15 protein-coding genes are annotated in these 13,390 nt (G+C 63.3%); 9 read left to right on the top strand and 6 right to left on the bottom strand.

From position 1 onward, the window contains the following. Window positions 1-1,052 (bottom strand): pyridoxal phosphate-dependent aminotransferase (locus FGM15_12590; GenBank protein ID MBU3666695.1); only part of this gene is annotated, 1,052 nt, incomplete at its 3' end. 32 nt (window positions 1,053-1,084) lie between these two features. Further along, window positions 1,085-1,966, bottom strand: a complete 882-nt coding sequence (locus tag FGM15_12585) for a hypothetical protein (GenBank protein MBU3666694.1) — start codon at window positions 1,964-1,966, stop codon at window positions 1,085-1,087. A 146-nt stretch (window positions 1,967-2,112) separates the two neighbouring features. Between FGM15_12585 and mce the strand changes: the two genes are divergently transcribed. The 8 genes from mce to FGM15_12545 all read left to right on the top strand — a co-directional run bounded on the left by mce (window position 2,113) and on the right by FGM15_12545 (window position 8,252). Further along, on the top strand, window positions 2,113-2,529 hold the full coding sequence (gene mce, locus FGM15_12580; GenBank protein MBU3666693.1) for a methylmalonyl-CoA epimerase: 417 nt from the start codon (window positions 2,113-2,115) through the stop codon (window positions 2,527-2,529). Window positions 2,530-2,533: 4 nt separating this feature from the next. Continuing rightward, window positions 2,534-4,087 carry an acyl-CoA carboxylase subunit beta gene (locus FGM15_12575; GenBank protein MBU3666692.1) on the top strand — a complete coding sequence of 518 codons (1,554 nt, stop codon included), beginning with the start codon at window positions 2,534-2,536 and terminating at the stop codon, window positions 4,085-4,087. 9 nt (window positions 4,088-4,096) lie between these two features. Beyond that, the gene (locus tag FGM15_12570; GenBank protein ID MBU3666691.1) at window positions 4,097-4,510 is read left to right on the top strand and encodes an acetyl-CoA carboxylase biotin carboxyl carrier protein subunit; all 414 of its coding nucleotides are present in this window, start codon (window positions 4,097-4,099) and stop codon (window positions 4,508-4,510) included. 7 nt (window positions 4,511-4,517) lie between these two features. Beyond that, window positions 4,518-4,883, top strand: a complete 366-nt coding sequence (locus FGM15_12565; GenBank protein MBU3666690.1) for a hypothetical protein — start codon at window positions 4,518-4,520, stop codon at window positions 4,881-4,883. 84 nt (window positions 4,884-4,967) lie between these two features. After that, window positions 4,968-6,107 (top strand): sodium ion-translocating decarboxylase subunit beta, encoded by a 1,140-nt coding sequence (locus tag FGM15_12560; protein ID MBU3666689.1) that lies wholly within the window; start codon window positions 4,968-4,970, stop codon window positions 6,105-6,107. A gap of 1 nt (window position 6,108) precedes the next feature. Continuing rightward, a complete protein-coding gene (locus FGM15_12555; GenBank protein MBU3666688.1) occupies window positions 6,109-6,855 on the top strand; it encodes a biotin--[acetyl-CoA-carboxylase] ligase in 747 nt (248 codons plus the stop codon). A 45-nt stretch (window positions 6,856-6,900) separates the two neighbouring features. Beyond that, window positions 6,901-7,302: a phosphoribosyl-AMP cyclohydrolase gene (gene hisI / locus FGM15_12550; GenBank protein ID MBU3666687.1), complete on the top strand. Its 402-nt coding sequence runs from the start codon at window positions 6,901-6,903 to the stop codon at window positions 7,300-7,302. A gap of 29 nt (window positions 7,303-7,331) precedes the next feature. Continuing rightward, window positions 7,332-8,252 (top strand): metallophosphoesterase, encoded by a 921-nt coding sequence (locus FGM15_12545; protein MBU3666686.1) that lies wholly within the window; start codon window positions 7,332-7,334, stop codon window positions 8,250-8,252. Here the strand turns inward: FGM15_12545 and mpl are convergent, their stop codons facing one another. The 4 genes from mpl to FGM15_12525 are packed head-to-tail and all read right to left on the bottom strand — an operon-like array spanning window position 8,253 to window position 13,008. Then, a complete protein-coding gene (gene mpl / locus FGM15_12540; protein ID MBU3666685.1) occupies window positions 8,253-9,662 on the bottom strand; it encodes a UDP-N-acetylmuramate:L-alanyl-gamma-D-glutamyl-meso-diaminopimelate ligase in 1,410 nt (469 codons plus the stop codon). It abuts the gene before it with no gap. Then, a complete protein-coding gene (locus FGM15_12535; GenBank protein MBU3666684.1) occupies window positions 9,662-10,795 on the bottom strand; it encodes a sulfite reductase subunit alpha in 1,134 nt (377 codons plus the stop codon). The genes mpl and FGM15_12535 overlap by 1 nt, the downstream gene beginning before the upstream one ends. Window positions 10,796-10,834: 39 nt before the next feature. Further along, the gene (locus tag FGM15_12530; protein MBU3666683.1) at window positions 10,835-11,752 is read right to left on the bottom strand and encodes a DUF21 domain-containing protein; all 918 of its coding nucleotides are present in this window, start codon (window positions 11,750-11,752) and stop codon (window positions 10,835-10,837) included. Beyond that, window positions 11,749-13,008, bottom strand: a complete 1,260-nt coding sequence (locus FGM15_12525; GenBank protein ID MBU3666682.1) for a hypothetical protein — start codon at window positions 13,006-13,008, stop codon at window positions 11,749-11,751. The genes FGM15_12530 and FGM15_12525 overlap by 4 nt, the downstream gene beginning before the upstream one ends. A gap of 103 nt (window positions 13,009-13,111) precedes the next feature. On the opposite strand from FGM15_12525, the gene FGM15_12520 reads away from it, so the two are divergent. Further along, window positions 13,112-13,390: DUF309 domain-containing protein (locus FGM15_12520; GenBank protein ID MBU3666681.1), on the top strand; the 279-nt coding region annotated here is incomplete at its 3' end.

The following is a 13,390-nucleotide window of genomic DNA, read 5'->3' as shown; positions in this document are numbered from 1 at the left end:
ACGACGGCGACCTCCGCTTTGCTGAGCAAGCGGTCGGCGAAGTTGGTCGAGCTGAGACCGAACTTCGAAATGTTGACGAGCATGTAGAACGCGCCGAGCGGTTTGACCGCCGTGAGATTCGGGATGGCGGCGATGCGCTCATACATGTATTCGCGACGAACATTGAATTCGTCGCGCATGTCGTTCACGCACTGCTGCGATCCCTTGAGCGCGGCAATACCTCCCTTTTGCGCAAAGGAATTCGGGCCGGACGTGCTGTGGCTCTGGATCGAGTCGATGACCTTGGCGATTTCCTCGGGCGCGCCGAGGTAGCCGAGGCGCCAGCCGGTCATGGCATAGGCTTTGCTGAATCCGTTGACCGTGATCGTGAGGTCGTAGGCCTCCTTCGAGAGCGAGGCGGGGCTCACCGCCACCGCGTCGTCATAAACGAGCTTTTCGTAGATTTCGTCGGAGAGAATGAAGATGTCCTCGGTGAGCGCAACCTCGACGATTTTTTCCAGTTCTTCGCGCGTGTAAACCGAGCCGGTCGGGTTGCCCGGGCTGTTGATGATGACCATCTTGGTGCGGGGCGTCATCGCGTTCTCGAAGTCCTCGGCGGTCATCTTGTAGGAGTTTTCCGCGGTGGTCGGGACAATCACCGGCTCGGCGCCCGTCAGACGGACCATTTCCGGGTAGCTGAGCCAATAGGGCGCGGGAATGATCACCTCGTCGCCCGGCTCGCAGCACGCGAGGATGGCGTTGTAGCAGGACTGCTTGGCGCCGTTGCTGACGATGATCTGGCTTGGCTTGTAATCGATGCCGTTGTCGGCCGCGAATTTCTCGCTGATGGCCGTGCGCAGTTCCGGCATGCCGGCGCTCGGCGTGTATTTGGTGAAACCTTCCTGCAGCGCCTTGATGGCCGCTTCCTTGATGTGCTCCGGCGTGTCGAAGTCGGGTTCTCCCGCGCCGAACCCGCAGACGTCGATGCCTTCGGCCCTCATGGCTTTGGCTTTGCTGTCGATGGCGAGGGTGAGCGAGGGGGTGAGTTGGGCGGCGTGTGAAGAGAGTTCCATGGTGCTTTTTGAAAAATCGTTGAACGACCAAGTTAAGCGGCGGAAGCCGCGGATTCAACGAATCGTTTGAGGGAATTATCCGCCACCTTGACAATACCGATTTCGCGGGCGGCGTTGTCCGGCGAGTCCGAGGCGTGGGCCGCATTGACCATGATATCTGTCCCGAATTCCTTCCGGATCGTCCCCGGCGGAGCCTTCGCGGGATCGGTAGGCCCGAGGACAGCACGGATTTTCGCGACGGCATCGGGACCCTCGAAGACAAGGGCGAGAATTTTCCGCGATCCCGGGTTGGCGTGATCTTTTTCGGGAACGCAGGAGGGGCGGCTGCCCGACATGAACTCGACGATGCTCTCCCAGTGTTCGCGACCTTTCTCCGCACCGAATTTTCCCGTCAACGCATCGAGCACGGGTCCGTAAAACTCCATGCCTTCCGCCACCGACATGTGGTGCACTTTCATCGCCACCAGCGGCAACCCGGTGCGGGAAAGAACATCGAGCACGGTGCCGGGCCGCGTGCCGGGGAAGGTGAAATTGTCGGGCTTGATGAGAACCAGCGAGCGGTGCGCGCCGGCAGTCACCGGCTTGGAGAGCGTGTCGGATTGGCCTGATGCGAATTCGCGCAACTTCGCCGCGACATCGTCACCGGCTGCGGGTGCGGAAACCATTCCCTCGCCGAGCATCGCGGCGAGCGACCCCGGCACCGAAGAGGAGCCGACCGCGGAAGAAATTTTCGCCACGGCATCCTCGCCGCGGAAAACGAAAAGACCGCAGCGTCGGCCGGCACTTTCCACCATGCCGGCCCACACGAGATCGAGTCCGCCCGTGCGCGCCACCGTGCCCGCGAGAATCCAGCCGGCCCAGCCTCGCTGCAGGGCCTCGTTGGAAATCAGCAGATAAGAAAGGGAATTTTTCATTGGACGTTTGTGTTTGGTTTATATTGCGCGCCGCCGGAGCGGACCGCGGAAACTAGGCGAGCAAAGCGCAAACAACAAAACAATTCTGCAAAGTATTAGCGGAACTAATTCTTGCGCTGCGGCGTCTTGTCGGAGAACATAAGCGCATGTTGCAGCGCATTGACCACCTCGGCATTGCGGTGCGTTCGCTGGAAGAATCCATTCCTTACTACGAAAAAGTGCTGGGCTTGAAATGCGAGCACACGGAGGAGGTGCCCAGCCAGAAAGTGCGCACGGCATTCTTCCACGTCGGCGAGGTTCACCTCGAACTGCTCGAACCGACGTCCCCTGAAAGCCCGATCGCGAAATTTCTCGAAAAAAATCCGCATGGCGGCATCCACCATGTGGCTTTCGCCACGGACAACATCGACGCCCAACTGGCGCAGGCCAAAGGCGCGGGCTGCCAACTCATCCACGAGAAACCTTTCGAAGGCGCAGCCAACAAACTCGTCGCTTTCCTCCACCCGAAATCCACCCAAGGCGTGCTGACAGAATTTTGCGCGCCGCTCGCGCCGCACAACTGACCGCATGCCCATCGACCCCAAACTCCTCGACCAACTCGACGAAAAACGCGCCAACATCCTCGTCAGCGGCGCGCCGGACAAAGTCGAGCAACGCCACGAAAAGGGCCTGCTTACGGCCCGCGAACGCGTCGATTCGCTTTTCCAACCCGGCTCGTTCCAGGAGTTCGGCATGTTTGCCGAGCACCAATGCACGAACTTCGGCATGGCGGACAAGAACTTGCCCGCCGACGGCGTCGTCACCGGCGTCGGCCTGCTGGACGGGCGCCCGGTCGCGGCGTGCAGCCAGGATTTTCTCGTGGCCGGCGGTTCGCTCGGACGCGTGCATGCGCAGAAAATCTGCGATCTCATGGATTACGCGATGCGGGCCGGCGTGCCCATCGTGGCGTTCAACGACTCCGGCGGCGCGCGCATCCAGGAGGGCGTGCTCTCGCTCTCCGGCTACGGACAGGTCTTTTTCCGCAACGTCCTGTTGTCGGGTGTCGTGCCGCAGATCGCCGTGATCTGCGGTCCCTGCGCGGGCGGCGCGGCTTACTCGCCCGCGTTGATGGACTTCCTGATCATGACCAAGTCCAGCGCGAACATGTTCATCTGCGGACCGGAGGTGATCAAAGCGGCAACCGGACAGGTCACCACGATGGAAGAGATCGGCAGCGCCGCGGCCCACGCCACGGTGAGCGGCAACGTCCATTTCGTTGCGAACGACGATGAGCACGCCATCGAGCTGGTGCGCAAACTCCTGTCGTTCCTGCCCGCCAACAACCTCGTCGATCCCCCGCACCGACCGACTCCGGAACTCGACCTCTCGGACGTGCCGGCTTTCGACGAGATCATCCCCGACGATCCGAAAAAACCTTTCGACATCCTCGATATCATCAACGCGCTCGTGGATGATGCGGACTTTCTCCAAGTCCACCAGGAATGGGCGAAAAGCATCGTCGTCGGTTTCGCGCGCATCCAAGGCATCGTGGTCGGCATCGTGGCCAACCAGCCGATGGTGCGCTCGGGCACGCTCGACATCGACAGCTCGGACAAAGCCGCGCGCTTCATCCGCTTCTGCAACCTTTACAACATCCCGATCGTCACGCTGGTCGATGTTCCGGGTTTCATGCCCGGTGTCGCGCAGGAGCGCGGCGGCATCATCCGCCACGGGGCCAAAATGCTTTTCGCCTACGCCGCGGCGACCGTGCCCAAAATCACCGTCATCCTGCGCAAAGCCTACGGCGGCGCTTACCTCGCGATGTGCAGCCGCGACCTCGGGGCCGATCTCGTGTTCGCGTGGCCGACGGCCGAAATCGCCGTCATGGGCGCGGAGGGCGCGGTCAAAATTGTTTTCCGCCGCGAGATCAAGGAAGCCAAGGATCCGAAAAAGGCGGAAACCACGTTCGTGAAAAAATACCGCGAGGAATTCGCCTCCCCCTACCAGGCTGCGGCCAACGCGCAGATCACCGACGTCATCCGTCCTGCGCACACCCGCGCCGCGGTGGCGATGGCGCTGCGCAACACGCTTTCCAAGCGCGAGACAAGACCGCCGAAAAAGCACGGCAACATCCCGATGTGACCCATTACCATGAAGAAACTCCGAGTCACCGTTGACGGCAAAGTTTACGAAGTCCTCGTCGAGATCCTCGACAAGGGGGAGGAATCACCGGCCGAGAAGCGGCGTTCCGCCTGGGCATCACCCGGAACCGCCGCGCCGGCGCCCGTGGCCTCGGCCCACGTCGCTGCTCCGCCGACGGCCAAGCCCGTCCAGCACCATGCACCCGCCGCGGCCGGTGAGGTCCCGAGCCCGTTGGCCGGCAAGGTCGTCTCCGTGGACGTGCAAGCGGGACAAAAAGTCGAGGCCAACGACCAACTCATCACGCTCGAGGCCATGAAAATGAACACCTATGTCTTTGCTCCCGCCGCGGGCACCATCGAAGCGATTCTGGTCAAGCCGGGGGACGCGGTGGAGGAAGGCCAGGCTCTCGTCAAACTCGCCTGAGTCCGAGATGACAATCTTTCCGACGCTCGCCGCCTCGCTGCCGGCCGCACCCACATTCGTGGAGAACCTGCAATACCAGGTGACGGGAATGCTTGTCGTGCTTGTCACCCTTGGCGGCATGGCGCTGGTCGTTTGGATCGCGGGCAAATTTTTCGCCGTGCGCGACCGGAGCCAACGCGCCCGGGAAGAGGAGGCTGCCGCGGAGATCAGCGTGACGGGCCCGATCCACGCCGTGATTGCCGCAGCCGTGGCCACGGCGCTCGAAGACAAGCAGTTCGTCATCTACGGCATTCGCACTGCCGATCCCAGCAGCAGCCTTGCTTGGAGCGCCGAGGGTCGCCGCAGCATCTACGCGACGCGCAATATCCGCTGATTCATGCTGCTCCATATCCTCAACGACTTCGCCAGCTTCTTCCAACTCACCGCATTTTCTCTGGTGACTTGGCGGATGGTGGTGATGTGGGGCGTCTGCATCCTGCTTTTTTACCTGGCGGTGCGCAAAGGCTTCGAACCCCTGCTGCTCGTCCCCATCGCATTCGGAGCATTGCTGGCCAACCTGCCGACCGAGGGGCTGATCACGACCCTTCCTGTCGCGGGAGGAGCGGTTGACACGGGCGTCCTTTCCATGAGCTTCCAGCCCGATCCGCACGGATTCCGCGTCGAGCACATCACCGGGGGCCTCTACGATTTCATCTCGCAGGGCATCAAACTGGAGATTTTCCCGCCGCTGATATTTCTCGGTGTCGGGGCCCTCACCGACTTCGGTCCGCTGATCGCCAATCCCCGCACCCTGCTTCTCGGCGCCGCCGCGCAACTCGGCGTGCTGGTCACTTTCATCGGCGCCAATTTCCTCGGATTCACATCGGCGCAGGCCGCCTCGATCGGGATCATCGGAGGGGCCGACGGACCGACGGCCATTTTCCTCACCTCCAAGCTCGCGCCCGAACTGCTCGGTGCCGTCGCTGTCGCCGCCTACACCTACATGGCGCTGGTTCCGCTCATCCAGCCGCCCATCATGAGGGCCCTCACGACCAAAAAAGAGCGTGTCATACGCATGAAATCGCTGCGGCAGGTTTCGCGCGCGGAGAAACTGACGTTCGCCGTGTTGGTCACGGTCATCACCAGCCTCCTCGTCCCTGCCGTGGCTTCCCTCGTCGGCATGCTCATGCTCGGCAATTTCCTCCGCGAATGCGGCGTGACCGAACGCCTCGTGAAAAGCGCGCAGAACGAAATCATAAATGTCGTCACCATTTTTCTCGGCACCAGCGTGGGCATCACGATGTCGGGCGAAAGTTTCCTGCGCTCGCAGACCCTCATAATCATCGGCCTCGGGGTCATCGCGTTCGGTTTCGGGACGGGGGGCGGCGTCATCGCGGCCAAAATCATCAATCTTTTCGACCGCAACAATCCGATCAATCCGCTCATCGGATCCGCCGGCGTGAGCGCGGTTCCGATGGCGGCACGCGTCTCTCAGGTCGAGGGGCAGAGGGCCGACCCCGCCAATCATCTCCTCATGCATGCCATGGGTCCGAACGTGGCGGGCGTGATCGGCACCGCCGTCATTGCCGGCTACTACCTCGCCACGCTTTCGCACTGACATGGGAAAAGATGCCGGCGTGCGCACGCGCGAGTGGCGCGGTTGGACGCTCCACGAGTGCGCATCCCTCGTATCCACCAACGACCACGCCCGCGGCCTGCCCGCGTGGCACGCCATCCGCGCCCATGCCCAGACCGGAGGACGCGGACGCCAGGGGCGGCGCTGGGAGTCTGGCCGCGGCGGACTTTGGATGTCGGCCGTGCTGCCGCTCGATCCGCCCGACCGTGGCTGGCCGGCCTTCCCCCTCGCGGCCGGGTTGGCCGTGGTCACCACGCTGCGGGGACTGGGACTGAAAAACGCGCGACTTCGCTGGCCCAACGATGTGCTGGTCGGTCCGCGAAAAATCTGCGGGATCCTCATGGAGAAATTTTCCGCCGAACGCGTGGTCGTGGGCATCGGGCTCAATGTGTGCAACAACCCCGCGGAGCAGGATCAATCGCTGCGCGACATCGCCACCTCGCTGTCGGCCGAATTGACCGCCGTTCCGCCGTCCGACGAACTTTACGAGGACATCCTTATCGCCCTTCGCGCAGTGCACGGGCGCGTGGCGGAGGAGGGTTTCGGCTCGCTTGCCGACGAGATCAACGCGCACTGGGGCGGCACGCGCGAAGTGGAACTGAAACTTGCCGACGGATCCGTGCGCGGCAGTTTTCACGGCATCGATTCCCGCGGCGACCTGCTGGTCGGTGTCGATGGAAACACGTCCGCCTATTCCGCGCCGCGAGTCCAGCTCATGCGCGAGGTTTGAAAATCCCTCTTGCGCCCCGACGCATGCCGCACTGACGATATTGCGATGGACGACTTCAAATTCACCGCCGACGGACTCATTCCCGTCATCGTGCAGGAAGCAACGGGCGGAACACCGCCACGCGGACGAGTGCTCATGATGGCATGGATGAACCGCGAAGCACTGGAGCGCACGCTTTCGAGCGGCAAAATGCACTACTGGAGCCGCTCGCGGAAGAAGCTTTGGTTCAAGGGCGAATCGAGCGGGCACACGCAGGATGTGGTCCGCTGGTATGCCGATTGCGACAAGGATTGCCTGCTCTTCGAGGTCAAGCAGACGACCGGGGCCTGCCACACCGGCTACGAGAGCTGCTTCTTCCAGCAATACGACATGCAGGGGCGCGCGCTTCCGGTGGAAGAGAGGCCTGCATTCGACGCCGGCAAGGTTTACACGCGTCAAGGCGCGTGACCGCAGACCACGCGTCTGCTTTCCGGCTTTTGGCGGAACGGCTCGGGCCGTCGAACTTCCGGCGCCGTCTTCACAGCCAAGGCGACCTGCGCGCGCGGCTCATTCACCAAGGCGAGGGTCCTCTTGTCATAGAGCGCGCGGTTCCCGTCGATCGCATCATCGGCTTCATGCTCCGGGTAGCCGGCCTGCGCGCACGCGCCGTGGCGAACTGCCTCGACGTGCGTCTCGTCACACGCGAACAACCGTTGCCAAACCTGCCGGAGGCGTTCGACGGTTTCCGCCTGCTGCAGCTTTCCGACCTCCACCTCGATCTTGTCGCGGGTTTCGCCGACGTCGTGACAAGCCGCATCCGCGCCGTTCCCCACGACTTGGCGGTGATCACGGGCGACTTTGCCGACCATCCGGCGGGATATTTCCACGCCTGCCTAGGGGACTTGCGCCGCATCGCACGCGCCCTCGGACCGGGCGCGCTGGCGGTCTTGGGAAACCATGACATCCTCGAAATCGTCCCGCATCTCGAGGAGGCCGGCATCCGTGTCCTCCTCAATGAAAGCGCGCGCATCGAACGCAACGGAAGCAGCCTCTGGATCGCGGGCATCGACGACCCGCACTTTTACCGCACCCATGACCTCCGGGCCGCGCGCAGCAACATCCCGCACGGGGACTGCTCCATCCTGCTCTCGCACAGCCCGGAAACCTACGATGATGCGGCACGACTGGGGTTCGATTTCATGTTGAGCGGACACACCCATGCCGGACAGATCTGCCTGCCGGGCGGCTTCGCCATCGTCCGCAACGGGCGGTGCCCCAAAGCCCAGTTTGCCGGGCCGTGGACGCACGGAAAGATGCGCGGCTACACATCCCGCGGAACAGGTTCATGCGGCGTGGCCGCGCGTTTCAATTGCCCGCCCGAATTGACCGTGCACGTCCTTCGCGCTGCGGGAAGCTGATCAAGCCTTGCGTCCGAGCGCGTCGAGCAACTTCACATGGATGTTGTCGAAGCCCCCGTTGCTGAAAACCACGATCACGTCGCCGCGGGTGGCCAGACTGCAGACGCGTTCGACGATCGCGGCGGTCTCGGCCTCGTAGAAAGCCTCTTTGCCGGCGCTCCGGAGGTCCGAAACAACTTTTTCCGGATTCAACCGCTCATTCTCCGGCAATTGGTCCATGCGCGCCACCTTGGCCAGCACCACACCGTCCGCTCCGGCAAAAGCCTTGGGCAGCGAATCCTGGAAAACCGCGCGACGCGTGGTGTTGGATCGCGGCTCGAACACTGCCCACAGCTTCGCGCCCGGATACTTCACCCGCAAGCCATCGAGCGTCTGGGCGATGGCCGTGGGATGATGGCCGAAGTCATCGATCACCGCGATGCCCCCCGCCTCCCCGCGAACCTCCTGGCGACGCCGGATGCCGGTGAAAGTCTTGAGGGCCTTGCGGATCTCCGCGACCGGGACATTGTAAAAATGCGCGGCGGAAACGGCCATCGCGGCGTTGCGGACGTTGAATTCGCCGATCATCGGGATCTCGAAGCGCTCGCCGAAAAGCGTGAAGCCCGAACTGTCGCGTCCGAGGTGGACATCGCGGATATGGTTTCCCGCATTCGGGGAGAACCCGACTTCGACCAGCGGAGCCGGGCACTTTTCGGCCAGCGCGCGGCAGTTCGGGTCGTCGGCGTTGAGCAGCACCATGCCCTCCGAAGGGACAATCTGGACGAGGCGGCGGAAGCTGGTCATCACATCCTCTAGGTCGCGGAAGATGTCGGCATGGTCGAACTCGATGTTGTTCACGATGAGCAACTCGGGCAGGTAGTGGATGAACTTCGAGCGCTTGTCGAAAAACGCCGTGTCATACTCGTCGCCTTCGAGGATGAAATATTTCGAATCCCCGAGGCGGCAGCCCTGGCCGAGATTGTTCGGGATGCCGCCGATGAGCCAGGAGGGGGCGAGCCCGGCGGACTCGAAGATCCAGGCCAGCAGCGAGGTGGTCGTTGTCTTTCCGTGGGTTCCGGTCACCACGAGGTTGTGTTTGCCGCGCAGGAAGAAAAATTTCAGCGCCTCGGGCAGCGAGTAGTAGAGCAGCTTGCGGTTCAGGACGGCTTCGACTTCGGGATTTCCGCGCGTCATGGCGTTGCCGATGACCACGAAGTCGGCGTCGGCGGGAAGGTTTTCCGGGCGGAACCCCTTGCTGATGGCGATTCCTTTGCCCTGGAGGAACGTGGACATCGGGGGATAAACATTGTCATCCGATCCGGTGACATCGACCCCGCGGTCGCGCAGTGCCGCGGCCAGCGAGCCCATGGCCGTCCCGCAGATGCCCGTGAAGTGCACCTTGCGCAGTGCCTGTGGTTTCGCGGCGCTCATCAATACACGTCCTTCCGGTATCGTTTGGCTTTTTTCAAGTCCTCGACGTAAGCCGCAGCATCTTCCGGCGGACGGTCGCCCGCCTGTTTCACAATGCGGTGCAGGGCCTGGTCCACGTCCTTGGCCATACGCGACGCGTCGCCGCAGACATAAAAATACGCGCCGTCCTCGAGCCACTTCCAAAGCTCCGCCGCGTTTTCCATCATGCGGTGCTGCACGTAGATTTTCTGCGCCTGATCGCGTGAAAAAGCGGTGTCCAGGCGTCCCAGCACGCCCTTGGCGAGCCATGCTTCAATTTCCTCCTCGTAGAGAAAATCGGTCGCGCGGTTGCGGTCGCCGAAGAAAAGCCACGTCTCGCCCGGCGCGCCTGTCGCCTCGCGATCCTGCAAGAATGCGCGGAACGGCGCGATGCCCGTGCCCGGGCCGACCATGATGACCGGCACCGACGGATCTTCCGGTGGCCGGAAGTGTTTTGCCGAGTGGATGAACACCGGCATGGTCCCGTCGTTCACGCGGTCGGCAAGGTAGGTCGAACACACACCATGCCGTCGGCGTCCGTGAAGATCGTAACGCACGATCGCAACAGTTAGGTGGATGGACTCGGGGTGAGCCTTGGGCGACGACGCGATGGAGTAGAGCCGCGGCTGGAGCTTGCGGAGAACTTTCGCCAATTCGTCCGCTGTGAACTTGGCCCGTGGGTAAGCCGCGAGAATGTCGATCACCTCGCGACCGTCGATCCAGTCGTGCATCACCGATTTCGCCTCGGGGTCGGTCAACTCTTCCAATTCGGGTGCATCGGGGCATTTCTCCAGGATCGCCGCGAGCAACTGGCGCGAAGGCTCGCGCAGCGTGAGTTGGCGGCTCAGCACATCCCGGATGTCCGCGTTCGCGGTTTCGACGCGTTCATCGCCTGTCAAACCCGCCGCCGACAACACAGCATCGACATCGGCGGGATCGTTGGAGGGGAAAACCCCGAGCGAATCCCCGACCTCGTAAGCCAAGCCCGAGCCGGCCAGCGACACCTCGAAGTGCAAGGTTTCTTTGCCCGATCCCGCGGCGGTCAAAAGCTTTGATTTGGTCACGCGCGCCGGGAACGGATTCTTGCGCGAATAAACGGAGTCAGCGGAAGACATTCCCGTGAATATGGCGGCGAGGGCGCCTGTTTGCACGCCTCAAACCGCCTGGCCGAGCAACCGGGCCACGAGCGATTCGTCGGTGATGATCCCCAAAAACTTCCCCGTTCCCGCGTCCCTCACCTCGGCCACGGGTGTCCGCGCCCGCCGCAGTTTGGCCAGGGCACTCCAAGCCGGAAGGTCGGAAGTGAACGAGGCAAGCGGCCGCGCGAATGACTGGGCGCGCGCCGCCAATGATCCGGACAAGGCTGCCGCGCCACAGGACATGGCGCCGAGCGGAAGACCGTCGGAGCCGATAACCAACGTATGCTCGGCATCCGCCACGCGCCGGTCCGCGAGCAATTCCCCGAGAACGGCATCAGCCGGGGCGCAGGAAAATTTTTCCGCAGGCGCGGCGAGATCGCCAGCAGTCAGGCGGCGGAAATCCAGCACGCGGCGCAGCATCGATTGCTCGAGCGGCGAGATGCCTTCGGTTTTCGCCGCCAGCGCCATAAGTTCGTCCGCCGCGGGAGGGCGCGGCAAGGGGTCCGGACGGACGCGGCGAAGCAGCCGCGCCACGGGCCGCGCGAGCGGCGCCCAAAAGGATCCTGCGAGAGCGACCAGCCACCACAAGCGGCTGAGGACGAAAAAGGGCAGGCGCCGGAAAATCTGGCGCGCCAACACACCGACAAGAAGCGCGTAGAGGGGGACGAAAATTGCCGGAACCGACCACCACCAAGTTCCCGCGGATGATGCGAACAGCGCGAGCGCACCGGCACCGAGGGCATGGCTGGTCCAGGCGAGCACAAGATCCGCCTGCGGCCGCACCGGATCCCACGACAGCATGGTCCTGGCGCGACGGTCGCCTTTGTCCACGCGATGGCGCAAGCGCACGCGGTCGAGCGCCTGCCAGGCCGCGTCGAGCCCGGAAAACACGAAGGATCCCGCAAGCAACACGGCGGTGAGGAAAAACGTCATGACTCCTCCTCCTGCAAGAGGCGCACGCGCTTCAAGGCCACCTCGCGCACACGTCGTTGCGCCATCGAACGCACGGTGACTTTCCACGGACCCAAGCGCACCGAGGATCCCTGCCTCGGGAGCCTGCCGAGTTGATGGATCACGTATCCGCCGATCGTCTCGATCCCTTCGCGGGTCGCGTCGAAACCGAGATATTCCCCCAAATCGTCGAGCCGTGCATTGCCCGCGGCGAGCAGGCGGCCGTCGCCGAGCTGCTCGATGTAAAGGTCGGACTCCACGCGCGGCGCGGCCCCCTCGAGGATTTCCTCGATGAAATCCTCCAGTGTGACCACGCCCTCGACACCGCCGAACTCGTCGAGCACCACGGCCAGCGGCTGTCGGTGCTTGAGGAAACCGGCCAACAGCGTGCTGGCCTCCATGGTCTCGGGCACGAAGGATGGCGGGAGCAGGGCCTCGGTGAAGTGCATTCCCGTCGGCAGACGGCCGAACGTGCGGGTGTCGAGCAGGCCGACGACCTCGTCCGGCGTTTCCCCGACGACTGGTGCGCGGCGGACATTGTTCTTCACCAGCAACGCACGCACATCGTCGTTGCTCATCTCGTCCTCGATGAACATCACATCGACACGCGGCATCATGTAGTGCCGGACCGTGGCGCGACTCAGCCGCAGCACTTCGGTGAGAACTTCCGCCTCCTGCATCGTGAACCGGCCCTCCTCCTCGCGCACCCGCACCAGCGTTTCCACTTCCTCGGGACCAAGCTGCGCTCGCGATTCGAGCGACCATGGGAAAATTTTGCGCGCCACGAACGCCACGAGCTGCTGGATGCGGTCGAAAAACGGGCCGAACACGCGCCAGACAACGGCGCCGACCCGCAAAAGCGGACGCTCCCAAGCCCGCGGACGGCGCGCGGCCAATGCGCAGGGCAACACCTCGACGAGCACCACCGCGCCGAGAAGCCCCAGGATCCAAGCCCACGCCGGACCGGCAACTTGCCGCGACGCGAGCAAGCCGGCCGTCCATAACGCCCACCAGCCCGTTCCCCGCGCCAGCGCACTACCTAGGGCGAAAAACGTGAAGAGGCAATCGCGCGGATGTGCGAAGTCGGCCGCCCGCAACCGGAGCCGCGGCGAGGCCGGCCATTGGTCCATGCGCTCGCGCGGCGTCTGCCAGAGCACCGCCTCGAGGGAGCCGAGCAGGGAACCGGCCGCCGCAAGCAACAAGCCCGCCGCCAGCCAGACAAACCAGGTGCTTTCCATCAAAACAGCGTCAGCTTAGCGGTTTCGCGCCATCAAACCAGCCCGCTCCATTTTGCCCTGTCACCCCCGCGCCGCCTGTGGTCTCTTGGCCGGCGCAAGCATCATGGGAAAACACGACAGGATCGCCGCGCAAATTGCGCACCTCGAACCGCGCGGAGGCCGGCATCCTTGCTACATCGAATACTTCCGGCTTTTCAACGCGCAGGAGTATTACGCGGCGCACGACGTTCTCGAGCACATCTGGCTCGATTCCGAGGGCGAACAATATGTTTTTTACAAGGCGCTTATCCAGTTCGCCGGCGGCTTCGTCCACCTGCAGCACCACCACCGCGAACCGCAACACCGCATCCACGGCAAGCGCCTCCGCCCTGCCGCGCGTTTG

It is taken from the genome of Chthoniobacterales bacterium (assembly GCA_018883245.1).
In the GTDB taxonomy this organism is placed as follows: domain Bacteria; phylum Verrucomicrobiota; class Verrucomicrobiia; order Chthoniobacterales; family JACTMZ01; genus JACTMZ01.
The sequence above is the reverse complement of the archived record's forward strand: the minus strand, read 5'-3'. Positions and strand labels throughout refer to the sequence as shown.

What these genes read in the sequence shown, in the direction of transcription:
- FGM15_12585 (MBU3666694.1), bottom strand. Translation starts at nt 1,966, where the DNA reads ATGAAAAATTCCCTTTCTTATCTGCTGATTTCCAACGAGGCCCTGCAG.
- mce (MBU3666693.1), top strand. Translation starts at nt 2,113, where the DNA reads ATGTTGCAGCGCATTGACCACCTCGGCATTGCGGTGCGTTCGCTGGAA.
- FGM15_12575 (MBU3666692.1), top strand. Translation starts at nt 2,534, where the DNA reads ATGCCCATCGACCCCAAACTCCTCGACCAACTCGACGAAAAACGCGCC.
- FGM15_12570 (MBU3666691.1), top strand. Translation starts at nt 4,097, where the DNA reads ATGAAGAAACTCCGAGTCACCGTTGACGGCAAAGTTTACGAAGTCCTC.
- FGM15_12565 (MBU3666690.1), top strand. Translation starts at nt 4,518, where the DNA reads ATGACAATCTTTCCGACGCTCGCCGCCTCGCTGCCGGCCGCACCCACA.
- FGM15_12560 (MBU3666689.1), top strand. Translation starts at nt 4,968, where the DNA reads ATGTGGGGCGTCTGCATCCTGCTTTTTTACCTGGCGGTGCGCAAAGGC.
- FGM15_12555 (MBU3666688.1), top strand. Translation starts at nt 6,109, where the DNA reads ATGGGAAAAGATGCCGGCGTGCGCACGCGCGAGTGGCGCGGTTGGACG.
- hisI (MBU3666687.1), top strand. Translation starts at nt 6,901, where the DNA reads ATGGACGACTTCAAATTCACCGCCGACGGACTCATTCCCGTCATCGTG.
- mpl (MBU3666685.1), bottom strand. Translation starts at nt 9,662, where the DNA reads ATGAGCGCCGCGAAACCACAGGCACTGCGCAAGGTGCACTTCACGGGC.
- FGM15_12535 (MBU3666684.1), bottom strand. Translation starts at nt 10,795, where the DNA reads ATGTCTTCCGCTGACTCCGTTTATTCGCGCAAGAATCCGTTCCCGGCG.
- FGM15_12530 (MBU3666683.1), bottom strand. Translation starts at nt 11,752, where the DNA reads ATGACGTTTTTCCTCACCGCCGTGTTGCTTGCGGGATCCTTCGTGTTT.
- FGM15_12525 (MBU3666682.1), bottom strand. Translation starts at nt 13,008, where the DNA reads ATGGAAAGCACCTGGTTTGTCTGGCTGGCGGCGGGCTTGTTGCTTGCG.